This is a genomic window from Kitasatospora purpeofusca (genome assembly GCF_042691725.1).
In the GTDB taxonomy this organism is placed as follows: domain Bacteria; phylum Actinomycetota; class Actinomycetes; order Streptomycetales; family Streptomycetaceae; genus Kitasatospora; species Kitasatospora purpeofusca_B.
In genome coordinates this window covers 659,587-681,179 of sequence record NZ_CP170483.1, presented here as the reverse complement: position 1 = coordinate 681,179, position 21,593 = coordinate 659,587, and the positions used below count along the sequence as shown (strand labels likewise).

Here is a 21,593-nt window from a genome sequence, read left to right as displayed (position 1 = left end):
GGCATCCGGCCGACAGGAGACGGCGCGGAGCCATCCGCGGGCCGATGTCCGGTATCGGTTTTCCGATTGGTGGGGACGGTCGGGCGCGCCTACCGTCGAGGGCAGGAGCGAGTCGACACGACGAGCCGACGACCCGGAGACCACCACCATGTCGAAGAAGATCCTTTTCGTGCTGACCGGCGCCGACCACTGGACGCTGGCCGACGGCACCCGGCACCCGAGCGGCTACTGGGCCGAGGAGGCCGCCGCGCCCTACGAGGTGTTCAAGGGCGCCGGCCACACGGTGACCGCGGCCACCCCGGGCGGCGTGGTGCCGACCGTCGACGCCGCCAGCCTCGCTCCGGACGTCAATGGCGGCGAGGAGGGCTCGCAGAGGGTCGCGGAGGTGCTCGCCGCCGCCGAGGAGCTCAAGAGCCCGATCGCACTGGAGGACGTCCGGCTGGACGACTACGACGCCGTCTACTACCCGGGCGGCCACGGTCCGATGGAGGACCTGGCGGTCGACGCCGACTCCGGCCGCCTGCTGGTCCGCGCGCTGAAGTCCGGAAAGCCGCTCGGCGTCGTCTGCCACGGGCCGGCCGCGCTGCTGGCCGCGGTGGAGGAGGACGGCGGCAACGCCTTCGAGGGCTACCGGGTCGCCGCGTTCAGCAACGAGGAGGAGGCCCAGGCCGGCTTCGCCGACAAGGCGAAGTGGCTGCTGGAGAACCGCCTCGCCGAGGCCGGCGTCGATGTGCAGGTCGGTGAGCCCTGGGCGCCGAAGGTGGTCGTCGACCGCAACCTGGTCACCGGTCAGAACCCGGCCTCCGCCGCCCCGCTCGCCGTCGAGCTGCTGAAGAAGCTGTCCGCCTGACGTGCGCGGCGGTGCGGGCCGCCGCCGGGGATTGCTCGCCGGGGCGCCGCACGGGAGCGAACCGGCCATGCACCGCAGGGAATCCGCCACCGCCACGAACCGCACGCGCAATGGTCACGAACGGTTTTCGGAGTGGTGGCTTCCGGTTCGGTCGCCGTCCCTAGCGTGCCGCCCATGACACAGAGTCACCGCCCCCACCGGGCACGTCGCACCGGCCTGCTCGCCGCCGCCGTCGCCTCCGCACTGAGCCTCACCACCGTCGCGCTGACCTCCCCGAGTGCCGCCTCCGCCGAGCCCGCGGCCCCGGCCGACGCCGCCCCCGCGGCTGCGCCCGCCGTCCCGGCCGCTGCTGCGGCCGCTGTTCCGGCCGCCGGGGAGGTCGTCGTCGACGAGCACTTCGCCGGTCCCGCGCTCCCGGCCGGCTGGAGCGCGGTCGAGGGCGACTGGAAGGTCGAGAACGGCCGACTGGTCGGCACCTCGGCCAACTCCGGTCAGCAGAGCCGGATCACCTTCGGCCGCCACCTCAACGACTTCCGCCTCGAGGCCACCGCCCGCTTCGAGAGCGTCCAGGACGCCGCCCGCTGGACCGCCTTCGGCCTGGACGTCCCCGCGAGCGGCGCCACCCCCTGGTCGATCGCCACCATGCGCTCCGGCACCACCGCCGCCAACGGCCTGGAGTTCGCCCAGCGCACCCCCGCCAACAGCTGGAACGTCACCAACACGGCCTCCGCCCCGACCGCCGCCGGCACCGGCCGCGACGTGCGGGTCGCCGTCGAGGTGCACGGCACCACCGCCCGCTGGATCTTCGACGGCAAGGAGGTGATGCGCACCACCCAGGTCGCCCGCAGCGCCGACGGCGGCCAGGCCCTGGTGGTCAACGGCTCGAAGGTCTCCTTCGACGACCTCAAGGTCACCGCGCTCGCCCCCGGCGGCTGGCTGCGCCCCGCCGGCTCGCCGCTCACCGTGTTCGCCCACCGCGGCGCCTCCTCCGCCGCCCCGGAGAACACCCTGGACTCGGACGAGATCGCCCGGCGCGGCGGCGCCGAGTGGATCGAGAACGACGTCCAGCCCAGCAAGGACGGCGTCCCCTATGTGCTGCACGACGACACCGTCGACCGCACCACCAACGGCAAGGGCCGCATCCGCGACCTGACGGCCGCCCAGCTGGACGCGCTGGACGCCGGCTCCTGGTTCGGCCCGACCTACGCGGGTGCCCGGGTGCCGAGCCTGGCCGCCCAGCTGGAGGACCTGCGCACCCGCGGCGGCAACCTCCTGCTGGAGATCAAGGGCGCCCACACCCGGGACGAGGTCGCCCGGATCGTCAAGGAGATCCGCGACCACGGCATGACCGGCCGGGTGTTCGTGCAGAGCTTCGAGGTCGACGCCCTGCGTTACACCCGTGAGCTGGCCCCCGAGCTGCCCCTCGGCCTGCTGCGCGGCGGCCTCGACGCCGACCCGGTGGCCATCTCCAAGGAGCTCGGCCTGTCCGCCTACAACCCGGCCGACGGCGCCCTCGCGGCCCGCCTCGGCGTGGTGAAGGACCTGCACGCGGCCGGCGTCGCGGTCAACGTCTGGACCGTCGACTCGGCTGCCCGCTGGAAGGCCCTGGAGGCCGCCGGCGTCGACGGCATCATCACGAACCGCCCCGCCGAGCTGGCCGGTTGGAACTCCGCCTGGCTCCAGGGCGGCACCGTCACCACCCCGCCGGCCGCGCCCACCGTGGCGATCACCTCGCCGGCCTCCGGTGCGACCCTGGACCGCGCCCAGCAGCCGGTGACCGCCGTGCAGGCGAACGGCGCCGACACCGTCCGGCTCACCCTGGACGGCACGGAGCTGCCGGCCGGCTCGCCCCTCGACACCGCCGCGCTGGCGCTCGGCAAGCACACCCTGCGCGCCGAGGCCACCGGCCCCGGCGGCCGGGCCGAGACGACCGCCGAGTTCACCGTCGCGGCCACCCCGACCGGCCTGGCCTCGCTGGTGCTCACCTCGGGCGCCGACCGCAACGCCGTCGCCACGCTGACCGTGATGCTCGGTCAGGGCCAGTACCAGCCGCTCGCCCACTGGGCCGAGAACCAGGCCGGCCGCAGCATCCCCGCCGACCGCGCCCGTCTGATCGCCGGCGACGCCCGCGCCCTGGACGCCGCCCCGCGGAGCTGACCCCCGCACCCGGCGCTCCTTCCCGGGGACCTCGTACCGCCCGCCGCGGTGCGAGGTCCCTGCCGTTCCGGGTCCGGTCCCGTGGACGGCGGTTCAGCCGCGGTAGCAGTCGGCGACCGCGGTGAACGCGGCCTTGGGCTCCCACGGCATGTTCGGGTAGGTGGCGCCGGTGCGGTCTTCGAGGACCTTGACGATGCCGTAGCTCGCCAGGTCCAGATCGTCGCGGGGGTCGCCGTCCGGGCGGTGCGGGAAGTCGTAGAGGGCGAAGGTGAACACGAAGGCGCTGTCGATGCCTCCGGCGTCGAACGCCTCCAGCAGTTCGCGCACATAGGCGGCCTGACCGGTCTCGTCCCGGGCGTACTCCCCGTCGAGTCGCAGCGGTACGGCGGTGTCGCCCTTGTACTCGACGATCTCCAGGCCGCGCGCCCCCCGGTCGCCGGCGCCCCGGTAGCCGGCCGAGCCGAACTCGGTGATGGCCACCGGCTTGCCCTGGGTGACGAGGTGCCGGATGCCCGCGGTGAACTGGTCGGCTATCTCGGCCGACCGGTAGAGGTCGAGGGACAGGAAGTCGAACGGGGCCCAGTCGACATTCTCCAGCGGTACGGCGGCGTAGGTGACCTTGCCGCCGAAGCGCTCGCGGACCGCTGCCACGGCCTCGGTCAGGAACGCGTTGACCCTGGCGCCGGCCGCGCCGATGTGTTCGCGGGCCTGCTCGGGGCGGCTCAGGAGCGCCACGCGCTCGTCGGTGCTGTCGCCGGGCAGGAATCCCTTGTTCATCAGGCTCAGTTCGGCGCCGGTCACGAACACGACGTCGGCTCCGCGGAGCCTGAGCCGTTCCGCGCGCTCGGCGCAGTCGGCGAAGAGCGCCAGCATCTCGCCGGTGGTCAGTTCGAGCGGGTAGGGGGAGAACCAGACCTCCAGCCCGAGGTCGGCGGCGTACCCGGCGGCGAGTTCGATCCGGTCCGGATCCCCGCCCATGATGCGGACCGCGGTGCAGTGCAGCTCGTCGCGGATGACGGCCAGTTCGCCCCGCACCACCTCCGCGTCGAACCGCTCACGGCCGAGGTGGCCGTTGCGGGCGAATCCGGTGTCGTAGCTGATGCCCTTGGCGCGCATGCGTCGCTCCCTCTTCGATCGCGAAGATTTACGGTACTGACCGTACCCTACTTGCTGAAGGTCCGGGCCGGCGGCCAGAATCGGAAGGTACGGAGAGTGTCGACAGTGAGTAGGGGCCATGCCGGAACGACCGACGGGTCCGTCAGGTGCCGGGCGGACGCGGCGGCGCGGAGCCGCCCTGGAGGACGCGATCCTGAGCGCGGCGGCGGACGAACTCACCGAGTCCGGATTCTCCGGCCTGACGATGGACAAGGTCGCCGCCCGCGCGGGCACCAACAAGAACGCCCTCTACCGCCGCTGGCCCAACCGTCTCGCCCTCGCCGTCGCCGCCTACCGGCGGATTGCCACGACCGTCCAGCCACCCGACACCGGCAGCCTGCGGAGCGACGTCCTGGCGTGGCTGCGCCAGGCGAACCGCTACTGGAGCTCCCCCCAGGGCGCGATCCTGCGGGAACTGCTCGCGGCGGCCGGCGGCGCCACCGAACTCCTGGCGCAGCTCCAGGAGCAGTCCGGCGACGCGGGGGCCGCCCCTTGGCTGACCATCCTGGGGCGCGCGATCGCCCGCGGCGAAGCCTCCCCGGAGGCGCTCCACCCCAGGGTCGCCACCGTCGCCATGACCCTGCTGCGCAACGAATTCGTCGTGCGCGGGGTGCCCACCGCCCCCGACGAGGTCCTTGTCGAGATCGTCGACGAGGTGTACCTGCCGCTGGTGCGCGGCCGAGGCGCGCCATCGGCCTGAGGGCGCCATCGGCCTGAGGGCGCCACCGGCGCGTCAACGAGTAGCGGTGACCGGCGCGTTCGCGGCGCGCGCCCCAGGGCCGGTCGTGCCTCCGGGGGCGTCAGGCGGCCTCGGGAGAGGCGCGTGCGGGAGGGGTCGAGCCCTCGGCGGCAGCCGACCCGGCGCCGTCCGGCGGGCTGCCGGCCGTCCGGGCCCAGCGGCCTGCGAGCAGGGCTCCCGCCACCAGCTGGAGCTGGTGGTACATCATCAGCGGCAGTACCAGGAGCCCGGCCTGCGGGCCGAAGAGGACGGCGGCCATCGGCAGACCGCCGGCCAGGCTCTTCTGCGAGCCGCAGAGCACCGCCGCGATCGCGGAGGCCCGGTCGAGGCCCAGCAGGCGCGCGCCGAGCCGGACGGCGGCCAGGGCGGCCGCGAGCAGGACCAGCAGGACCCCGGCCAGCGCGAGCAGGGCGATCGGCGTGACGGTGGACCAGACGTCCTGCGCCATCGCGCCGCTGAACGCGGTGTAGACGACCAGCAGGATCGAACCCCGGTCGACCGGGGCGAGCGCCCGGCGGTGCCGGGCCAGGAAGCCGCCGATCCACGGCCGCAGCAGCTGCCCGACCACGAACGGCGCGAGCAGCTGGGCGCAGAGCCGCAGCAGGCCGTCGGCCGACAGCGCCGCCCGGGCCCCCAGCAGCCAGGCCGCGAGCAGTGGTGTCAGGACCAGGCCCACCAGACTGGAGTAGGCGCCGGCGCAGATCGAGGCAGGGACGTCCCCCCGCGCGGCGCCGGTGAGCGCCACCGAGGACTGCACCGTGGACGGCACCAGACAGAGGAACAGCACGCCTGTCCGCAGCTGCTCGGAGAGCGGTCCCGGTACGAGTGCCGTCAGGGCCGCCCCGAGCAGCGGGAACAGGACGAAGGTGGAGGCCAGAACGAGTCCGTGCAACCGCAGCCGACGCAGCCCGGCGACCGTCTCGTGGGTGGAGAGCCGGGCACCGTAGAGGAAGAAGAGCAGCCCCACCGCGAGGTCGCAGGCCAGGTCCGCGCCACGCGCCGCCCGCCCGGTGGCGGGCAGCAGCGCGGCCAGCGCCACCGTCCCGGCCAGCGCCGCCGGATACGGATCGAGTGCGCGCCACCACGGCCGCCGCTCACCTCCGCCCGGCGGACGGCCCCGGGCCTGCGCTACGGGCGGCGCCCGGTGCTGACGGGCCGTGGTCATTCCTCGCCCCCCTCCTCCGGCTCCGGGAGCGCCAGGGCGGTGCCCAGCAGACCGGTCGCCAGGGCGGTGGAGCCGTCGTGGTCGCTGCCGGCCGAGCCGCGGCCGATCTGCAGGTCGGCCGTCCGGTCGATCTCGACGATCGAGTCCGCCCCGGAATTGTCGATCACCGTGACGAGGCCGCGTTCGGCGGCGGACGCCTCCGTTGCGGCGGCGCAGCCCACCACGGCCCAGGCCCCGACGAGCCCGGCCGCCGCGACCCGCCGAGGGGATGCCGCCATCCGGAGCGTCACACGCCCACCTCCTCGCGGGCGTGCGGGCGCGGGAGGTTGCGCTCCAGCAGTTCGGTGGACTCGCGCACGCCGATCTCCTGCCGCTCCCCGGCGGCGGCCGGCAGCCGCCCGTCGGCCACCTTCAGCCCGGCGAGCGCCTCGTCCATCGCCTGGTGGGCCGCGAAGAGGCAGGGCGTGCTGTAGATCGCGACGTCCACCCCGAGCGCGCCGAGCTCGGAGAGCGACAGCCGGGGCGACTTGCCGCCGGCGATCTGGTTGAACAGCAGCGGTTTGTCGCCCACCACACGGCGGATCCGGCGGATCCACTCCTCGCTGCGCACGCCGTCGACCAGCACCACGTCCGCGTCGGTGGCGGCGAGCGCCTCGGCCCGGCGCAGGATGTCGGACTCCTCGGTGGCGTCCGTGCGGGCCACCACGACGAGGTCGGTGCGGGCGGCGAGGACCTGGTCCAGCTTCTCCAGGTACTCGTCGAGGGGCAGGACCTGCTTGCCGTCGGCATGGCCGCAGCGGCGCGGCCGCTTCTGGTCCTCGAGGATGACGCCCGAGGCGCCGATCCGCTCCAGCCGCCGCACCACGTGGCAGGCCACCTCGGGGTCGACGTAGCCGTCGTCGATGTCGACCAGCAGATGGTGCCGGGGGAACGCGCCGCGCAGCCGCTCGACGAAGGCGACCATGTCCGGCCAGGCGATGAAGCCGATGTCGGGCAGGCCGTAGTAGGAGGCCGCGAAGCCGAAGCCGGAGACGAACATGCCGTCGTAGTGCGCGGCCGCGATGGAGGCGGAGTACATGTCGTAGACACCGATGAGCGGGGTCGTTTCCGGGGTGGCGATCCGCTCGCGCAGCCGCTGCCCGTAGCCGTCGTGAAGGTTCCCGTGACGCAACGCCATCTCCTCCTCTGCCAAGGACCCGTGCGGGACGCGCACGGTCCTTTGCCATAAGTTGGTGATTCCTAGGGCCAACTGAGACGCCATCACTATGCGCTCTTTAATGTTCCGTGGGCAAATCTTTAAATGAAGTTCCCTCCTTGGAGTGAATGCGGTCATATGGATATGAAAGTCGGATGAATTCCTCGCCGGCCCTGGACGGGCAACGCCACGGGGCGGCAGGCTGATCGGTGGCAGGAGAAACCGGATCGACGGGATCCACCGGATCGGCGGGGAGTTGTCGTGAACAAGGTATGGCTGGTGACCGGTGCGAGCAGCGGCTTCGGTCGGGCGATCACGCGGGCGGCGGTCGCCGCCGGTGATGTGGTGGTCGGCGCGGCACGGCGCCCGGAGGCGCTGGACGATCTGACGGCCGCGCATCCCGACCAGGTGGAGGCGCTGCGGCTGGACGTCACCGACACGGCCGCGATCGAGGGCGCCGTGCGGGACGTCCTGGCCCGGCACGGGCGGATCGACGTGCTGGTGAACAACGCGGGCCGCACCCACGTCGGCGCCGTCGAGGAGACCACGGACGAGGAGCTGCGCGACCTCTTCGACCTGCACTTCTTCGGCCCGGCGGCGCTGGTCCGGGCGGTGCTGCCGCAGATGCGGGAGCGGCGCTCGGGGGCGATCGTGCAGATGAGCAGCGTGGGCGGGCAGCTGTCCTTCGCGGGCTTCGGCGCGTACAGCGGGACCAAGTTCGCGCTGGAGGGCCTGTCCGAGGCGCTCGCTGACGAGGTGCGGGAGTTCGGCGTCAAAGTCCTGATCGTGGAGCCGGGCGCGTTCCGGACCTCCTTGTTCGAGGCGGGCCGGGCCGGGGTCAGCGCGGACAGCGGGATCTACCCCACGGTGGGCGGGACCCGCGCGTTCCTGGCCGGCGGCCACGGCTCGCAGCCCGGTGACCCGGACAAGGCGGCGGCGGTCATCCTGGCCGCGCTGGAGGCCGGGCGGACCCCGCTGCGGCTGCCGCTCGGCGAGGACTCGACCGGCGCCGTCCTCGCCCACCTCGACCAGGTCCGGGAGGACGTCGTCGCCTGGGAGAAGGAGTCCGGGGCCACGGCCTTCGACGCCTGAGGCGGACCGGGCGCCGGCCCCGGTTCAGAGCGCGAGCCAGCCGCCGCGCACATACCAGTGACCGCCCGCCCGCAGGTGGTCGACCAGGGCGCGCTGGACGGCGGTGTCCCGGGGGAGCGACTCCAGCGGCCGTTCGACGTCGCCGAAGACGTACCGCAGCGGATTGGTGTCCTCGGGCTGCGGCGGCCGGCCCGGCCGCCGCAGCGGGGCGAACCGCCGCTGGAAGCGGACGATGTTCGACTCCTCCGGCAGGTGGTCGGCGAGCTGCGGGTCGAGCAGCCAGGAGAACACGCAGGCGCTCCGGTACGGCTCGCCGGGGAAGTACCGGGGGAAGAAGGCCCGGGCCCGGTCCAGCGCGCGGTCGCACGCCCCGGGGGAGAGCGGGCCGCAGTGGTCGGGGATGTGCACCTGGAGGGTCCGGTCGCCGACCCCCGCCGCGCGCGCCGCCGCGGCGTCCGCCCCGGTCAGCAGCCGACGCTGGAACTGCAGGCGGCCGAGCTGGAACAGCTCGCCCCGGAAGTGCAGCGTCAGCCAGCGCGGGTTGCCCAGCCCGGTGTGGCCGCGCCACCGGCTCACCACCAGCTGCCGGCCGAGGTCGGCCAGCGTCGACCGGGTCACCTCCGGCGGGACGCCGAGCGCGCGGTGGTGGGCCCGGGTGCGCGGGGCCAGTGCGGTGAAGAGCAGGGTGGCGAACCCCGCGCCGTCCGCGACGCCCGCCGGCCAGTCGCGGTCGATCCCGGCCGGCTGTCCGAGCGTCCCCACGGCCGCCGCCTGGGCGTGCAGCGCCTCCTCGAACAGCGCCCGCAGCCCCGCGTCCCGGGCCAGCCGGGTGCGGGCCGCCAGCAGGCCGTTCACCTCCTGGAACGGCACCGCGAGCGCCAGCAGGGCCTCGGCCAGCTCCTCGTCGGCCGGAAGGTACGGTCCGTCGCACCCGTGCGGCTCCCCGGACCGGTGCGGCTGCGCCAGGGGATCGGGCCGGCCGGAGGCGTGCGGCCGGTGCGGCTCCGGCCGGTCGGACAGGTGCGGCGGTCGCGGTTCCACGGGCCCTCCACGGTGCGGGGTCGGTCCGCGTGCGTCGCCGGGCGGACCGGCCGACCCTATCGGCGGGAAGCCCGCGCGCCGGGGAGCGTCCACGCGGCGGGATCGGCGCAGCGGCGTGAAGACCAGCGCGCAGACGCCGCCGAGCGCCGTCCCGGCCACCACCTGGGCCGGTGTGTGCGCCCTGAGCACCAGCCGCGACCGGCCGGCCGCCACCGGGAGCGCCGCCGCCGCGACCAGCAGCCCGGCCGGCATCGCCACCACCGGCGCCGCCACCTCCGGCGGGGCGTGCAACAGGGGCAGCAGTGCGACGCCGGCCACCACCGAGAGCAGGCTGACCCCATCGGGACCACGCGCAGACGGCGCGCCCGGATGTGCTCGTCGGTCAGCGCGCCGCGCCGCACCCCGAGCGTGATGACACCGAGCGGCACCACCCCGCAGAACAGCGCGGCCGGCAGCCCCCGGCCGACCCCGGCCCAGCCGTCGGCCGCGTGCGCGCCGACGACCAGCAGCAGGGCGACCTCCGGGGTGACGGGCGCCAGGGGGACGGGCGCCAGCACCTCCGTGACGACCCGCGCCGCCCGCTCGCGCGGCGAGGCGGTGGCGAAGGCCGGGGGTTCGGGCGGGACGAAGGCGCTCACCGGCGGGCGCCGGCCGGGCGGGGCCCGAGGGCGGTGGTCGGTCGGTGCACGGCCGCCGGACCACCGGCCCCATCCGTTCCGGCTGGTGGGAGAAGCGCCAGGTCAGCGCGGTGCGACGGTCCCGCCCGGCCGGGCGCCGCGCCGTTCCCGGAGTGCCCGCAGCCCCCGCCGGACCGCCCGGGTGGCCGCCGGCGGCAGCAGCTCCAGCAGCAGCCGGCGCGATCCCGAGCGCGCCGCCGCCGGCCGTACGGCGTTGTTCAGCCGCAGCACCCGCCGGCCCGCGATGACGTCCTCGTCGACCGTGAACCCCTCGGCCGGCCAGTCCCGGGCCAGCAGTGCCTCGCGGACCGGCTCCGGGTCGCCCCACGTCCCGTAGAACTTCATCGGCGTCAGCAGCACCGGGCGCAGCCCGCCGGTGAACACCGCCTGCCAGACCGCCGCCGACACGCCCGGGGTGTGCTCCGAGCGGTAGTCGTCCAGCACCACCAGCCCGTTCTCCGCCAGCGCCCGCCGTGCCACCTCGATGTCCCCGGACACGTGCTCGTAGAGGTGCGAGGCGTCGACGTGGACGAAGCGGCAGCTGCCCGCCGGGATGCGGCCGTCGGCCAGCACGGAGGTCGGCGCCTGCACGATCGTCGGCAGCTCCGGATGGAACGCCAGGTAGTTGGCCTCGAACCCGCGCCTGGTCAGCGAGGCCCGGTAGGACATCGTCATCTCGGCGTCGTTGTCGGCGTCGCCCGCCGCGGAGTCGAACAGGTCGCAGACCGTCAGGCGCTCGCCCGGCCGCAGGTGGTCGCCGAGCAGGACGGCGCTGCGCCCCAGGTAGCTGCCGAGTTCGAGGATGTCGCCGGTGAGCCCGGCCTCGCTCTGGGCGGAGAGCAGGTGCCGGAAGGCCTCCTGGTCGAGCCGGAAGAACCAGCCGGGGATGTCCGCCTGCCGCGCGGGCGCGAGGGGCGCGTTCGGGGCGGCGGCGGGCTGGCTGGAGGCGGGCCGGTCGGAAGCGGCGGTCTCGGCACTGGGCACGGCGGTCTCCCTCGGGACGGGACGGAGCGGGCCCGGGGCAGGCCCGCGCCCTCTGGTCACGCGCGGCGGTGCCGTGGTACCGGACGGATCGGCCGTGGTGTGTGGCGGCTCATCATAGCCACGCGGCGCCTGGTCAGGACCCCCTCGGACGGAAGTGATCGGTCCCCGTTCACGCCCCCGGAGCCGCGCGCTCCAGTTCGCCGATCGTCTCCGCCAGCCAGGCCCGCTCGGCCGCCCCGGAGGCGCGGGCGACCAGCAGCATGCCGCGCCGGAACGGGTTGGGCTCCCGTTCGGCGGTGACCGGCCGGCCCTCGGCGTCGTAGAAGAAGCTGCTCGGGGCCTCCAGGAAGGCGAGCCGCCGCCGCAGCACCGCGGCCTGCCGGGCCGGGTCGGCCAGCCGGTCCAGGAAGGCCGCGACGGTGAAGAAGCGGATCTGGTCGGAGATCTCGACCTCCTCCGGATCGGCCAGCCGGCGCTCCAGTTCGGCCCGGCCCTCGGCGGTCAGCTCCAGCACCTGCCGGGGGACGGCGCCGCTGCCCGGCTCGCTGCGCCGCCGCAGCAGTCCGGCCTTCTCCAACCGGGTGATGGCGGGGTAGAGCGCGCCGTCGCTGACCGGGCGGGCATGGCCGGTCAGGCCGGTGATCCGGGACTTCAACTGATAGCCGTGCAGCGGTTCGTCGTACAGGAAGCCGAGGATCGCGAGCGTCAGCACGGTCGAGGCCTTTCCGTCGTCGTGGCGTTCCGTCCGAACCGGCGTGCGCGCCCCGTGGCCGCGCGCCCTCGTGCGGTGCCATTCTACCTCTTGTCGATGTGCATCGATTCGATGTATCTCTATTCGAGGCGGCGTGCCGGACCGGCGTGCCGCACGGACCGCCCGAACGGCGGGGGCAAGGGGGAGGAACCATGCGGGGGCACCTGCCGCGGCTCGTCGCACTGGCGGGACCGGTCTATGGCGAACTGCTGTCGGGGGTGATCGCCTCGGTCGTGGGGACCTTCTGGGTGGCCGGTCTCGGCGGGCCCGCCGTCGCCGCCGTCACGCTGGCCGGCACCGTGGAGAACCTGCTGCTCGGCCTGGTGCTGGTGGTCGCCTCGGGGACGACCGTGCGGCTCGCCCGGGCCCACGGCGCCGGCGACCGGGACGCGGCCGGGTGTGTCGCCCGCGCCGCCTGGCGGCTCTGCGCGCTCGGCAGCCTCGTGATCGCCGTCCCCGGCTTCCTGCTCCGGGAACGGCTCGCCGCCGCCTTCCTGGACGGCGAGGCCGCCGCGCTCGCCGTCGACTGGTTCACCGTGGCCTTCCCGGCCTTCGCGCTGTTCTTCGGCCAACGGGTCGCCGACGAGCTGTTCAAGGGCGTCGGCGACACCCGGACGCCGATGCGGGCGGCCCTGCTCGCCAACGCCCTGCTGCTCCTCCTGGACCCGCTGCTGATCCTCGGGCCCGGTCCCCTCCCCGCGCTCGGCGTGACCGGCGCCGCGCTCGCGCTGGCCGCCTCCCGGGCCGTCGCGCTCGCGGTCACCCTGCTGCTCCGGCGCCGTCGCCGGCTGCCGGCGACGGCGGGCGGGCTGCTGCCCGAGGCCCGGGCGATCACCGCCGCCGGTGCGCCGTTCGGCCTGGACTTCACCGCGCGGATGGGCGTCGGCACGGCGCAGCTCGCGCTGGTCTCCGCCTTCGGGGTGTCCGCCGTGGCCGGGTACGGGGTCGGCTACCGCGTCCTGCTGATCGTCACCATGGCCTTCTACGCCGTTCGGCAGGCCGCCGCCATCGAGGCCGCGCGCCTGGTGGGGGCCGGATCCGTCGGGGCCGTCCGCTCGCTCGGCCGGGACACCGCCAAGCTGGCCGCCGCGCTCGGTGCGGGTGTCGCCGTGCTCTGCGCGGTGGCCGCGGTGCCGGTCGCGGGGCTGTTCACCGACGACCCGGCAGTGGCCGGCCAGGCGGTCGGCTTCCTGCGGATGGCCGGCCTCTACCTGCTGCCCTACGCCCTGGTGGTCGCCCTCGGCGGCGTCCACCAGGGCGCCGGCGCCGGCCGGCCGCTGCTGCTCGCGGTGCTGCTCGGCCTCAGCGTCCAACTCGCCGCCGGCGCCGCGCTGTCGGCTCCGCTCGGCGTCCACGGCCTCTGGGCCGGCATGGTGATCGGCGCCCTCGCCCAGCTCGTCCTGCTCCGCCTCCTGCTGCCCCGGCCGAGACCGGCCGCCGGGGGCGCCGGGACCGCTGGGACCGCCGCCGACGGGCCTGAAAGGGCGTCGGAAATTCGCTTGATCGAACGAAAGGCACCCGCCTAGGCTGCACACGATCGATCTCCCGAAACCGAAGGTGGAGCCATGGAGCTGAGCAGTCGTCACACCGCCCTGATCGGTGCCGCCACCGCGGCGCTCGCGGCCGCCGCGGTGGTGAGCGGCGTCAGCGCGGTCCAGGAGCCCGGCACCGCTCCCGGCATCGTCGTCGAGGCGCACATGGGCATGCTCGGCCAGTCCGGCGACGGTCCGGCCGGGCTCGCCGTTCAGGACCACATGGCGCTCTGACGCGCCGGAGGACGCCGCCCATGACCGAGCCGACGGTGCTCCCCGGCCGTCAAGGTGACCAGCCGGGCGGCACCCCCGGCCCCGGTGACCCCACCGCCGGGATGGTCGCCGGGACGGCCGAGCGGCTGATCCGCCTCTGGGCCGGGCGGACCGAGCTGCACCACCCGGGTTGGGGCCATCCGTTTCGCCAACTCGCCGACCTGCTGCCCGAGCCGGACGTCGAGTTCGCCCTGCACAACCCGCAGATGGTGCCGCTGCTGTGGTACCCCGCGCTGCGCCACGGCAGCCGCGCGCGGCCGGTGATCGACGTGTTCGACCACCTCCCCGCCGGGCTCGGCCCGCCGCTGCCCCGTCGGCAGGAGCTCTCCCGGATCTACAGCTGGGCCCTGGCCTCGCGCACCGCCGTGGACTGGATCGCCGACTGCCTCGACGGCCGCGGTCTGCTGGAGGTCGGTGCGGGCAGCGGCTACTGGGCCCGGTTGCTGCGCGCCCACGGCATCGACGTGCTGGCCACCGACGCCGAGGCCCGTACCGAGCGCAACGGATTCACCGACCGCTTCCAGTACACCGAGGTCCGCCCCGGCCGGGCCGCCGAGGACGCCGCCGCCCACCCCGACCGGGTGCTCGCCCTGCTCTGGCCGCCGCACCGCGACCCGATGGCCGCCGACGCCCTGCGTGCCTACCGCGGCCCCGGCCTGCTCTACCTCGGCGACCGGCCCGGCGGCATGTGCGCGGACCCGGCCTTCTTCGCCGACCTCGCGGCGCACTGGCGTCCCGTGTCGCACTGCCCCCTCACCCTGCGCTGGCTCGGCAACCGCGACACCGCCACCTTCTTCACCCGCCGCTGATCCGAGGCTGATCCGCGGTCGATCCGCCGCTCGGCCGCGCCGGAGCGCACCCGGACGGGCCGGAGGCGGGGGCCGGGTGAGGCCTCCCGGACGTCGTGATCATGCGAATGGCCGGTTACCCGGATGGATCGTGTGGGAACTGTTGGCGGAGTCCCACCCCCCATCGAGGAGGTTTTCCCATGAGACGACTGCTCTGCGTGGCCGGTGCCGCCGCCACGATCCTGTGCCTGACCGGTGTCGGCGTCGCCGGCGCCGCGGACACCGGCACCGGCTGGCCCACTCCCGCCGAGGGCGCGAGCTGGCCCCCCGCCGGTGCGGACGCGAACTGGCTCGCCGCGGACACGGACGCCACCTGGTCCCCCGCCGGTGCGGATTCCAACTGGGCCGCGCTCGGTACGGACGCGGCCTGGCCGCCTGCCGGTGCGGATTCCAACTGGGCGGCGCTCGGTACGGACGCGGCCTGGCCGCCCGTCGGCACCGACGCCGACGCGCCTGCTGCCGACACGCCCTGACGGTCGATCGGCGTCCGGCGCTGCGGACGGACGTACGGGCGACCCGGCCGGAGGCTCCCCGCGGGTGAGCGGTCGGCATCGCGCCCCTGTGTTGGAGCGAGCCACCCCCCGTCACGGTAGGCGGGCGTCGCTGGACGCAGTCGCCGGATGCAGCCCCGGCTCGGACCGGCCGCAGAACCGCGGCCGGTCCGAGCCGTTCCGGAGGACCTCGCGCGGCCGAGTGGCCGAACGGTCACACCGCGCGCGCCGCCGGAAGCCGGGTGGCGAGCAGCGCGCCGCCGGCGGCGGTGGCCGCCAGGACGGCGAGGGCCGGGAGGAGGGCGTCGGCCAGGGGGCGGCCGGTGGTCAGGGTGGTGGCGACGGCCACACCGAGGGCGGGCCCGATGTTCATCGCCGTCTGCTGCAGCCCGCCCGCCACGCCCGCGTCACGCACCGGTGCGGCGCGGACGAGCGCGGCCGTCGCCGTGGCCATCACCGCCCCGAAGCCCGCGCCCAGCAGCAGGAAGGCCGCGCCGATCACGAGTACCGGAGTGCCGGGCCGGAAGCCCGCGACCACGAGGGCGCCCAGGGTGATCGAGGACATTCCCGCGACGACCGTGCGGCGCGGACCGTGACGGCGGGTCAGGGCCGCCGAGGCCGGCGCGGCGGCCACCATCGCCACCGCCAGCGGCAGTGCCCGGAGGGCACTGGCGAGCGGGTCGAGGGCGAGCACCTCCTGCAGGAAGTAGGTGGCGAGGAAGAGCGTGCCGAACAGCGCCGTCGAGGCGGCGAGCAGGACGCCCAGTGCGGGGGCCACGGCCGGGGCACGGAGCACGGCCGGTGACAGCAACGGGGACCGGGTGCGCCGCTCGTGGCGCAGGAAGACCGCGCCGAGGGCGGCCGAGGCCGCGAGTCCGAGCCCGCCGACCGGTGTCGGGCCCCGGTCCGGCAGCCCGACCAGGGTGGACACCAGGCAGGCCAGAGCGCCGCCGAGCAGTGCGGCGCCCGGCAGGTCCAGGCCGGCGGCGCGGTCGGTGGCGGCCGGCGCGGGCAGTCGGACCAGCAGGGCGGCCACCCCGGCGACCGCGGCCGGGGCGACGGTCAGGAGGAAGACCGACCGCCAGCCCAGCTGCGTGGTCAGGGCGCCGCCGACGACCGGGCCGGCGGCGGCCGCGAGCCCGATCGCGCTGGTGCGCAGCGCGATCGCCCGGCCGAGCAGCTCGGTCGGGTACGCGGCGCGCAGCAGTCCGAGGGTGGCGGGCTGGAGCAGCGCGCCGGCGGCGCCCTGGAGGACCCGCAGGCCGATCACCCAGCCGATGCCGGGGGCGAGGCCGATGCCGGCCGAGGCGGCGCCGAAACCGAGCACGCCGACCGCGAAGACCCGGCGGTGGCCGTAGCGGTCGCCGAGCCGGCCGGCGAGGACGAGCAGGGCGGCCGCCGTGACCAGGTAGGCGGTGCTGGTCCACTGCGCGGCCGGGAGGGAGGCGTGCAGATCGCGCTGGAGGCTGGGCTGGGCGACGGTGAGCACCGTTCCGTCGAGGGCGACGATCGCGGCACCGAGGATGCTGCCGGTCAGCGTGAGGCGCCGCGTGCCCGCCGTGCTCGCCGGGGCCGCGGTGCTCACCGCGTTCGCCGTGCTCACCGGGGTCCCGGGCCGAGGTGGGCGTCGAGGGCGGCGCGCAGGACGGGGTCGAGGGCGTCGGTCCCGGTGGCGAGGCCGAGGCTGCCCCAGGCGCGGAGCTGGGCGAGGCCGTGCAGGTTGGCCCAGAGCGCCGCCGCGACCGCGGTCGGGCCGGGGCCGTCGTCGCGGGTGGCCGGGTGGATCTCGCCGACCAGGCGGGTGAGGGCGTCGAACAGGGGGAGCGAGGTGCGCCGCAGCTCGGCGCCGCTGCCCGCCAGGACGTCGTGGCGGAACATCAGCTCGAACATGCCCGGCCGGTCGGCCGCGAAGGCGAGGTAGTCGCGGGCGAGCCGGTCGAGTCGGGTGCGGGCTTCGGCGGGGCCGTGGACGGCGGTCGCCGCGCCGGCTCCCCGGAGCCCCAGGGCGGCGGCCAGCTCGCCGAAGCCGTGCCGGGCGATGGCCGCGAGCAGTTCGGCGTGGGTGGCGAAGTGGCGTCGCGGGGCGCCGTGCGAGACCCCGGCCCGGCGGGCGATCTCGCGCAGGCCGAGCGCGTGCACGCCCTCCTGGGCGAGCAGCTCGACCCCGGCCGCGACCAGGCGGTCGCGCAGGTCGGTGGCATGGTCCTGTTCGGTCATGGGGGAGTGTCTATCAAGGCCGAGTAGACACTGTCTACTCGCGTCCGAGGCCGGTCGGCGGGCACAATCGCGGCATGGACGAGGGCGGCGAACCGGCCTGCTGGCTGGACCGGGTGTGCGACGCGTGCGGGAAGCTGCGCGAGCGGTCCGGCCCCGGCGCCTGCGAGCACTGCGGCAGCGGCGCTCGGGCCGAGGAGGACGCTGGGCGAGGGGTGGCCGAGGACGGCAGCGGCCCCCGGGCGGACCACCGGAGGTGAGCCGCCCGGGGGCCGGGCGTTCGGCCGACGCGACAGCGCGCCGTTCAGGGCCGGGTCAGCGCGACAGGCCGTCGAGCGGCTGTCCGGACTGGTCCTCCACCGGATCCTCCACCGGCTCCGCGCCGTCCACCACTGCGCCGTCCACCGCGGCACCGTCCACCGCGGTGCCCTGCGCGGGGATGCGGGCCCCCGGCGTCCAGGGGCGCCGGCGCCGGGCGAGGACGCCGCCCAGGCGCTCCACGGCGGGCTGGGTGTAGCGGGCCGCGAGCGGGCCGGTGACCACCAGGATCAGCACGTACGCCGTGGCCAGCGGGCCGAGGCCGGGCTCGATCCCGGCGGTGACGGCGAGGCCGGCGATGACGATGGAGAACTCGCCGCGCGACACCAGCGCCCCGCCGGCCCGCCACCGGCCGCGGGTGGCGATCCCGGCGCGGCGGGCCGCCCAGTAGCCGGTCGCGACCTTGGTGAGCGCGGTGACCACGGCCAGCAGCAGGGCCGGGAGCAGCACCGGCGGGATGCTGGTCGGGTCGGTGCTGAGGCCGAAGAAGACGAAGAACACCGCCGCGAAGAGGTCCCGCAGCGGACTGAGCAGGGTGTGCGCGCCCTCGGCGGCCTCGCCGGAGAGCGCGATGCCCACCAGGAACGCGCCGACCGCCGCCGACACCTGGAGCTGCTGTGCGATGCCGGCGACCAGCAGGGTCAGCCCGAGCACCACCAGCAGCAGCTTCTCCGGGTCGTCGTGGGAGACGAACCGGGAGATCAGCCGGCCGTAGCGGAGTGCGACGAAGAGCACCGCGCCGGCGGTGGCGAGCGCGATGGCCAGCGTGACGGAACCCGCGACCAGGCCCGCCCCGGCCAGCAGGGCCGTGAGGATCGGCAGGTAGACCGCCATCGCGAGGTCCTCCAGCACCAGGATGCTGAGGATCACCGGGGTCTCCCGGTTGCCGAGCCGGCCGAGGTCGCCTAGCACCTTGGCGATGACGCCCGAGGAGGAGATCCAGGTGACGCCGGCGAGCACCACGGCGGCCACCGGGCCCCAGCCGAGCAGCAGCGCGGCGACCGCGCCGGGTATCGCGTTGAGCAGGAAGTCGACCGCGCCGGCCGGGTACTGGGCCTTGAGGTTGGTGACCAGGTCGGCGGCGGTGTACTCCAGGCCGAGCATCAGCAGCAGCAGGACGACGCCGATCTCGGCGCCGGTCGCCACGAACTCCTCGCTGGCGCTCAGCGGCAGCAGCCCGCCGGTGCCGAAGGCGAGACCGCCGAGCAGGTAGAGCGGGATCGGCGAGAAGCCGTAGCGGCCGGCGATCCGGCCGAGCAGACCGAGGACGAGGATGACCGAGCCGAGCTCGATGAAGACGGTCGCGGTGTGCACCCCCCGATCACCCCCGCTCCAGGATCGCCGCCGCCGCGTCCACACCCTCGCGGGTGCCGATCACGATGAGCGTGTCGCCGCCCGCCAGCCGGAAGTCGGGGGCGGGGGAGGGGACGGCGCCGGTGCGCCGCAGCACGGCGACGATCGAGGCGCCGGTCTCGGTGCGCATCCGGGTCTCGCCGAGCAGGCGCCCGTTCCAGTACGAGGCGCCGTCGACCGGGAGCCGCTCGGCGACCAGGCCGAGGTCGGTGGTGTGCAGCAGGGCCGGGTTCTGGTGAGTCGGGGTCAGGGCGTCCACCAGGGCGGCGGACTCCTCGGCGGTCAGCCGGAAGGCCTGGGAGCAGGCGTCGGGGTCGTCCGAGCGGTAGACGTTGAGACTGCGTGAGCCGTCCCGGTGGGCGATCACGGACAGGTGCCGCTGTTCTCGGGTGGTGAGGTCGTACTGGACACCGACACCGGGAAGCGGAGTGGTCCGGACACGGGCGATCGACACGGCGGCTGTCCTCTCGTCAGGGGGGATCCCAGGCGGCTGCGCGCGGCGCGGGCGCGCCGGAGCAGGGGACGCCGGCGCCTGACCGCGTATGACACACGAACGCGCAACCGGACTAATAGTAATGAGTATGTAAAGTCCGAAAACAGTGCCCCGGTCCGTGCGGGCGCCGGGAGGCGCGCACACGAACCGGGGCTGCGGGCCGGAGACTGCGTGACGGCCCGGGTGCGGGGAGGGGGCTACTGCGGCGGGCGGTCGTCGCGCAGCTGGTCCTTGAGCTTCTCCTGGCCGGTGTCGACCTGGCCGCTGTACTTGCCCTGCGTGCGTTCGTCGACCATGTCGCCGGCCTTGTCGACGCCCTTCTCGGCCTGGTCCTCATGGCCCTTGAGCATGCTCTTGAGCTTATCCAACATGGACATGTGGTCACACTCCCGGATGAGACGGCCCCACCTCTCCCAGCATCGCCGCACACCGGGGTGTCCGCATCCGGTCAGCTTGTGCGCCGGGGTTGGCAAGGCGTCGAGGAACATGTCAAATCGGGAGTCCCACGGACCGTCGGAAGGAACAAGCCTTGAACGCTCGGACCGGTCGCCCGGCCCCCGCCCTCCGCGCCCACGCCGCCCCCGCCCGCCGGACGGCGGGCGCCGCGCTGGCGGTGGCGGCGCTGGTGACCCCGCTGCTGCTGGTCGGCACCGGGAGTGCCGCCGCCGACCCGGACCCGGCCCGCAAGGGCGCCAGGCTGGCCACCCGTTTGGCGCAGGAGAGCAGTGCGGACGGCGCCTACGACACCCTGGAGGCGCTCCAGCGGATCGCCCGCCGCAACGGCGGCAACCGGGTGGCCGGCTCGACCGGCCACGACCAGTCGGCCCGCTACGTCTACGAGCAGGCCCGCCGGGCCGGGCTCAAGGTGTCCAAGCAGGAGTTCGAGTACACGTTCTTCCAGGAGCTGTCCGAGCGGTTCTCGGTGGTCTCCCCGCAGGCCGAGGACGTCGCGATCAAGGCGATGACCTATTCGGTCGGTGGCCCGGAGGACGGCTTGAGCGCCGCGCTCGCGGTCGTCCCGGTCGACGCCACCACCGGCTGCGAGGCCGCCGACTACACCCCCGGGGCGGTCACCGGGAAGATCGCGCTGATCCGGCGCGGCGGCTGCAGCTTCGCGGTCAAGCAGGCCGCGGCGGCCGACGCGGGCGCCCTCGGCGCGGTGATCTACAACAACGTCGAGGGCGACCTCAACGGCACCCTCGGCGAGCCCGACCTCGGCCGGATCCCGACCGGCGGCATCTCCCAGGCCGCCGGGCAGGCGCTGGCGGCCAAGGCGGCGGTCGGCCCGGTCACCGTCGCCCTGGACATCCGCACCCACATGGAGAAGCGCACGACCTGGAACGTCATCGCCGAGACCCGCGGCGGCGACCCGAACAACACCGTGGTGATCGGCTCGCACCTGGACTCGGTGCTGGCCGGCCCCGGCATCAACGACAACGGCTCCGGCTCGGCCGGCATCCTGGAGGTGGCCAAGAACCTCGGCGACCGGCAGGTCAGGAACAAGGTCCGGTTCGCCTGGTGGTCCGCCGAGGAGTTCGGCCTGCGGGGGTCCGCGGCGTACGTGAAGTCGCTCTCCGAGGCCGACCGGAAGAAGATCAAGCTCTATCTGAACTTCGACATGATCGCCTCGCCCAACTCCGCGCAGTTCGTCTACGACGGCGACGACTCCGACCAGGTCGGCTCCGGCCCCGGCCCGGAGGGCTCGGCGCAGCTGGAGCGGCACATCACCGACTACCTCGACCGCCGCGGCCTGCCGCACGAGGGCACCGACTTCACCGGCCGCTCCGACTACGGTCCGTTCATCGACGCGGGCATCCCGGCCGGCGGCACCGACACCGGCGCCGAGGTGATCAAGACCGCCGCCCAGGCCGCCAAGTACGGCGGAACCGCCGGCCAGGCCTTCGACCCCTGCTACCACAAGGCCTGCGACGACCTCCGCAACCTGGACATGACCGCCTTCGACGTCAACATCGACGTCATCGCGGACTCGGTGGGCACCTACGCCTGGGACCTCTCCTCGCTGCGCGCCCCCGTCCCGCCGCAGCGCACCGAGGGCGGCGGCCTCCAGGAGGGCCACGCGCACGAGGTCGAGGCCTGAGGTGTGAGCCCCGAGGTGTGAGCCCTGAGGTGTGAGCTCCGAGGCCCGAGGTCCGCCGACCCGGCGTCCCCGCCCAGCAGGGCGGGCGGGGACGCCCGGTCGGCCGTCCGGCGGCAGGGGTCCGATGGGTGCGCGCGGCGGTCGCCTGACACCATGGCACCGAGATC

General features: G+C 75.0%; 22 protein-coding genes. 10 read left to right on the top strand and 12 right to left on the bottom strand.

Annotated elements, in window-relative coordinates:
* Positions 1 to 148: 148 nt before the first annotated feature.
* Together ACFCLZ_RS03030 and ACFCLZ_RS03025 are read left to right on the top strand one after the other, a co-directional pair.
* Positions 149 to 850 carry a type 1 glutamine amidotransferase domain-containing protein gene (locus tag ACFCLZ_RS03030; RefSeq protein ID WP_380283047.1) on the top strand — a complete coding sequence of 234 codons (702 nt, stop codon included), beginning with the start codon at positions 149 to 151 and terminating at the stop codon, positions 848 to 850.
* Positions 851 to 1,024: 174 nt separating this feature from the next.
* Positions 1,025 to 3,007 carry a glycerophosphodiester phosphodiesterase family protein gene (locus tag ACFCLZ_RS03025; protein ID WP_380283046.1) on the top strand — a complete coding sequence of 661 codons (1,983 nt, stop codon included), beginning with the start codon at positions 1,025 to 1,027 and terminating at the stop codon, positions 3,005 to 3,007.
* Between the two features lie 93 nt (positions 3,008 to 3,100).
* Here the strand turns inward: ACFCLZ_RS03025 and ACFCLZ_RS03020 are convergent, their stop codons facing one another.
* Entirely contained in the window at positions 3,101 to 4,123 is a 1,023-nt protein-coding gene (locus ACFCLZ_RS03020) for a hypothetical protein (RefSeq protein WP_380283044.1), read from the bottom strand.
* A 118-nt stretch (positions 4,124 to 4,241) separates the two neighbouring features.
* On the opposite strand from ACFCLZ_RS03020, the gene ACFCLZ_RS03015 reads away from it, so the two are divergent.
* Complete coding sequence (locus ACFCLZ_RS03015) at positions 4,242 to 4,862, top strand: TetR/AcrR family transcriptional regulator (protein ID WP_380283043.1); 621 nt, start codon at positions 4,242 to 4,244, stop codon at positions 4,860 to 4,862.
* Between the two features lie 100 nt (positions 4,863 to 4,962).
* On the opposite strand, the gene ACFCLZ_RS03010 is transcribed toward ACFCLZ_RS03015, so the two are convergent.
* From ACFCLZ_RS03010 to ACFCLZ_RS03000, 3 genes are read right to left on the bottom strand one after another with little or no spacing between them, the layout of a single operon-like run.
* Positions 4,963 to 6,066 carry a bile acid:sodium symporter family protein gene (locus tag ACFCLZ_RS03010; protein WP_380283042.1) on the bottom strand — a complete coding sequence of 368 codons (1,104 nt, stop codon included), beginning with the start codon at positions 6,064 to 6,066 and terminating at the stop codon, positions 4,963 to 4,965.
* Positions 6,063 to 6,344: a hypothetical protein gene (locus ACFCLZ_RS03005; RefSeq protein ID WP_380283041.1), complete on the bottom strand. Its 282-nt coding sequence runs from the start codon at positions 6,342 to 6,344 to the stop codon at positions 6,063 to 6,065. The genes ACFCLZ_RS03010 and ACFCLZ_RS03005 overlap by 4 nt, the downstream gene beginning before the upstream one ends.
* A gap of 8 nt (positions 6,345 to 6,352) precedes the next feature.
* The gene (locus tag ACFCLZ_RS03000; protein WP_380283040.1) at positions 6,353 to 7,243 is read right to left on the bottom strand and encodes an oxaloacetate decarboxylase; all 891 of its coding nucleotides are present in this window, start codon (positions 7,241 to 7,243) and stop codon (positions 6,353 to 6,355) included.
* 279 nt (positions 7,244 to 7,522) lie between these two features.
* Here ACFCLZ_RS03000 and ACFCLZ_RS02995 point away from each other — a divergent pair, with 279 nt between their 5' ends.
* On the top strand, positions 7,523 to 8,353 hold the full coding sequence (locus ACFCLZ_RS02995; RefSeq protein ID WP_380283039.1) for an SDR family NAD(P)-dependent oxidoreductase: 831 nt from the start codon (positions 7,523 to 7,525) through the stop codon (positions 8,351 to 8,353).
* 24 nt (positions 8,354 to 8,377) lie between these two features.
* On the opposite strand, the gene ACFCLZ_RS02990 is transcribed toward ACFCLZ_RS02995, so the two are convergent.
* The 3 genes from ACFCLZ_RS02990 to ACFCLZ_RS02980 form a co-directional block, all read right to left on the bottom strand.
* Positions 8,378 to 9,715, bottom strand: coding sequence for an acyltransferase domain-containing protein (locus ACFCLZ_RS02990; protein WP_380283038.1), 1,338 nt, complete (start codon positions 9,713 to 9,715; stop codon positions 8,378 to 8,380).
* A gap of 419 nt (positions 9,716 to 10,134) precedes the next feature.
* Entirely contained in the window at positions 10,135 to 11,055 is a 921-nt protein-coding gene (locus ACFCLZ_RS02985; RefSeq protein WP_380283037.1) for a class I SAM-dependent methyltransferase, read from the bottom strand.
* Positions 11,056 to 11,224: 169 nt separating this feature from the next.
* Entirely contained in the window at positions 11,225 to 11,767 is a 543-nt protein-coding gene (locus tag ACFCLZ_RS02980) for a PadR family transcriptional regulator (protein WP_380283036.1), read from the bottom strand.
* A 191-nt stretch (positions 11,768 to 11,958) separates the two neighbouring features.
* Between ACFCLZ_RS02980 and ACFCLZ_RS02975 the strand changes: the two genes are divergently transcribed.
* The 4 genes from ACFCLZ_RS02975 to ACFCLZ_RS02960 all read left to right on the top strand — a co-directional run bounded on the left by ACFCLZ_RS02975 (position 11,959) and on the right by ACFCLZ_RS02960 (position 14,932).
* Positions 11,959 to 13,332: an MATE family efflux transporter gene (locus ACFCLZ_RS02975; protein ID WP_380283034.1), complete on the top strand. Its 1,374-nt coding sequence runs from the start codon at positions 11,959 to 11,961 to the stop codon at positions 13,330 to 13,332.
* 39 nt (positions 13,333 to 13,371) lie between these two features.
* Entirely contained in the window at positions 13,372 to 13,572 is a 201-nt protein-coding gene (locus ACFCLZ_RS02970; RefSeq protein WP_380283033.1) for a hypothetical protein, read from the top strand.
* Positions 13,573 to 13,592: 20 nt separating this feature from the next.
* Positions 13,593 to 14,420: a hypothetical protein gene (locus ACFCLZ_RS02965; protein WP_380283032.1), complete on the top strand. Its 828-nt coding sequence runs from the start codon at positions 13,593 to 13,595 to the stop codon at positions 14,418 to 14,420.
* A 179-nt stretch (positions 14,421 to 14,599) separates the two neighbouring features.
* Positions 14,600 to 14,932: a hypothetical protein gene (locus ACFCLZ_RS02960; protein ID WP_380283031.1), complete on the top strand. Its 333-nt coding sequence runs from the start codon at positions 14,600 to 14,602 to the stop codon at positions 14,930 to 14,932.
* Between the two features lie 232 nt (positions 14,933 to 15,164).
* Here the strand turns inward: ACFCLZ_RS02960 and ACFCLZ_RS02955 are convergent, their stop codons facing one another.
* Both ACFCLZ_RS02955 and ACFCLZ_RS02950 read right to left on the bottom strand, forming a co-directional pair.
* Entirely contained in the window at positions 15,165 to 16,553 is a 1,389-nt protein-coding gene (locus ACFCLZ_RS02955) for an MFS transporter (protein WP_380283030.1), read from the bottom strand.
* Positions 16,550 to 17,167, bottom strand: coding sequence for a TetR/AcrR family transcriptional regulator (locus tag ACFCLZ_RS02950; protein WP_380283029.1), 618 nt, complete (start codon positions 17,165 to 17,167; stop codon positions 16,550 to 16,552). Before ACFCLZ_RS02950 ends, ACFCLZ_RS02955 begins: the two co-directional genes overlap by 4 nt.
* Before the next feature lie 74 nt (positions 17,168 to 17,241).
* On the opposite strand from ACFCLZ_RS02950, the gene ACFCLZ_RS02945 reads away from it, so the two are divergent.
* A complete protein-coding gene (locus ACFCLZ_RS02945; RefSeq protein WP_380283028.1) occupies positions 17,242 to 17,424 on the top strand; it encodes a hypothetical protein in 183 nt (60 codons plus the stop codon).
* Between the two features lie 55 nt (positions 17,425 to 17,479).
* Here ACFCLZ_RS02945 and ACFCLZ_RS02940 read toward each other — a convergent pair whose 3' ends face one another.
* The 3 genes from ACFCLZ_RS02940 to ACFCLZ_RS02930 form a co-directional block, all read right to left on the bottom strand.
* Positions 17,480 to 18,796 (bottom strand): cation:proton antiporter, encoded by a 1,317-nt coding sequence (locus tag ACFCLZ_RS02940; RefSeq protein WP_380283027.1) that lies wholly within the window; start codon positions 18,794 to 18,796, stop codon positions 17,480 to 17,482.
* A gap of 7 nt (positions 18,797 to 18,803) precedes the next feature.
* Entirely contained in the window at positions 18,804 to 19,289 is a 486-nt protein-coding gene (locus ACFCLZ_RS02935) for a cation:proton antiporter regulatory subunit (RefSeq protein ID WP_380283026.1), read from the bottom strand.
* Positions 19,290 to 19,525: 236 nt separating this feature from the next.
* On the bottom strand, positions 19,526 to 19,705 hold the full coding sequence (locus tag ACFCLZ_RS02930) for an antitoxin (protein ID WP_380283025.1): 180 nt from the start codon (positions 19,703 to 19,705) through the stop codon (positions 19,526 to 19,528).
* Positions 19,706 to 19,935: 230 nt separating this feature from the next.
* On the opposite strand from ACFCLZ_RS02930, the gene ACFCLZ_RS02925 reads away from it, so the two are divergent.
* Positions 19,936 to 21,426, top strand: a complete 1,491-nt coding sequence (locus ACFCLZ_RS02925; RefSeq protein WP_380286419.1) for a M28 family metallopeptidase — start codon at positions 19,936 to 19,938, stop codon at positions 21,424 to 21,426.
* Positions 21,427 to 21,593 lie beyond the last annotated feature (167 nt).

Excerpts from the sequence above, each read along its gene's own strand:
- ACFCLZ_RS03005 (WP_380283041.1), bottom strand. The coding sequence starts at position 6,344 with ATGGCGGCATCCCCTCGGCGGGTCGCGGCGGCCGGGCTCGTCGGGGCC.
- ACFCLZ_RS02945 (WP_380283028.1), top strand. The coding sequence starts at position 17,242 with ATGGACGAGGGCGGCGAACCGGCCTGCTGGCTGGACCGGGTGTGCGAC.
- ACFCLZ_RS03015 (WP_380283043.1), top strand. The coding sequence starts at position 4,242 with ATGCCGGAACGACCGACGGGTCCGTCAGGTGCCGGGCGGACGCGGCGG.
- ACFCLZ_RS02950 (WP_380283029.1), bottom strand. The coding sequence starts at position 17,167 with ATGACCGAACAGGACCATGCCACCGACCTGCGCGACCGCCTGGTCGCG.
- ACFCLZ_RS03010 (WP_380283042.1), bottom strand. The coding sequence starts at position 6,066 with ATGACCACGGCCCGTCAGCACCGGGCGCCGCCCGTAGCGCAGGCCCGG.
- ACFCLZ_RS02965 (WP_380283032.1), top strand. The coding sequence starts at position 13,593 with ATGACCGAGCCGACGGTGCTCCCCGGCCGTCAAGGTGACCAGCCGGGC.
- ACFCLZ_RS03020 (WP_380283044.1), bottom strand. The coding sequence starts at position 4,123 with ATGCGCGCCAAGGGCATCAGCTACGACACCGGATTCGCCCGCAACGGC.
- ACFCLZ_RS03030 (WP_380283047.1), top strand. The coding sequence starts at position 149 with ATGTCGAAGAAGATCCTTTTCGTGCTGACCGGCGCCGACCACTGGACG.
- ACFCLZ_RS03025 (WP_380283046.1), top strand. The coding sequence starts at position 1,025 with ATGACACAGAGTCACCGCCCCCACCGGGCACGTCGCACCGGCCTGCTC.
- ACFCLZ_RS02930 (WP_380283025.1), bottom strand. The coding sequence starts at position 19,705 with ATGTCCATGTTGGATAAGCTCAAGAGCATGCTCAAGGGCCATGAGGAC.
- ACFCLZ_RS02960 (WP_380283031.1), top strand. The coding sequence starts at position 14,600 with ATGAGACGACTGCTCTGCGTGGCCGGTGCCGCCGCCACGATCCTGTGC.
- ACFCLZ_RS02970 (WP_380283033.1), top strand. The coding sequence starts at position 13,372 with ATGGAGCTGAGCAGTCGTCACACCGCCCTGATCGGTGCCGCCACCGCG.
- ACFCLZ_RS02975 (WP_380283034.1), top strand. The coding sequence starts at position 11,959 with ATGCGGGGGCACCTGCCGCGGCTCGTCGCACTGGCGGGACCGGTCTAT.
- ACFCLZ_RS03000 (WP_380283040.1), bottom strand. The coding sequence starts at position 7,243 with ATGGCGTTGCGTCACGGGAACCTTCACGACGGCTACGGGCAGCGGCTG.